The organism is Streptomyces sp. BR123 (genome assembly GCF_013401435.1).
Classification (GTDB): Bacteria; Actinomycetota; Actinomycetes; order Streptomycetales; family Streptomycetaceae; genus Streptomyces.
Genome location: NZ_JACBGN010000648.1, coordinates 1 through 846, shown reverse-complemented (window position 1 = coordinate 846; position 846 = coordinate 1). Strand labels below are relative to the sequence as shown.

Sequence of the window (846 nt, the reverse complement as noted above, 5' to 3'; positions counted from 1 at the left end):
GGGGCGGGGGCGGGGCCAGCTTCGACTTCGTCACGCGCGTGGCGTGCGAGCTCCCGCTGCAGGCCATCGCCGAGCTGATCGGCGTACCGCAGGAGGACCGGCTGCGCATCTTCGACTGGTCCAACAAGATGGTCGCGTACGACGATCCCGAGTACGCCATCACCGAGGCGGTCGGAGCCGAGGCCGCCATGGAACTCATCGGCTACGCGATGAACATGTCAGCGGCCCGCAAGGAGTGCCCGGCCAAGGACATCGTCACCCAGCTCGTGGCCGCCGAGGGCCAGGGCAACCTGAGCTCGGACGAGTTCGGGTTCTTCGTCCTCCTGCTGGCGGTCGCCGGCAACGAGACCACCCGCAACGCCATCAGCCACGGCATGCACGCCTTCCTCACCCACCCCGAGCAGTGGGAGCTGTACAAGGCGTCCCGGCCGGCGACCGCCGCCGAGGAGATCGTGCGCTGGGCCACCCCCGTGGTGTCCTTCCAGCGCACCGCCACACAGGACACCGAGCTCGGCGGGCAGAAGATCAAGGCGGGCGACCGGATCGGGCTCTTCTACGCCTCCGCCAACCACGACCCCGCGGTCTTCGAGAACCCGGACGCCTTCGACATCACCCGCGACCCCAACCCGCACCTCGGCTTCGGGGGCGGCGGACCGCACTTCTGCCTGGGCAAGTCCCTGGCCATCCTGGAGATCGACCTGATCTTCAACGCCCTCGCCGACGCCCTGCCCGACCTGCGGCTGGCCGGTGAGCCGCGGCGGCTGCGCGCGGCCTGGCTGAACGGCATCAAGGAGCTCCGGGTCAGCCACGCCTGAGCGGGCGCGGCAAGGCGGGGCGGGGTGGGCG

The 846-nt window shown here is 70.7% G+C and carries 1 protein-coding gene; it reads left to right on the top strand.

The window, feature by feature from the left end:
* A partial coding sequence (locus tag HYE82_RS36860) for a cytochrome P450 (protein ID WP_179178576.1) occupies positions 1-815 on the top strand: 815 nt, incomplete at its 5' end.
* Positions 816-846 lie beyond the last annotated feature (31 nt).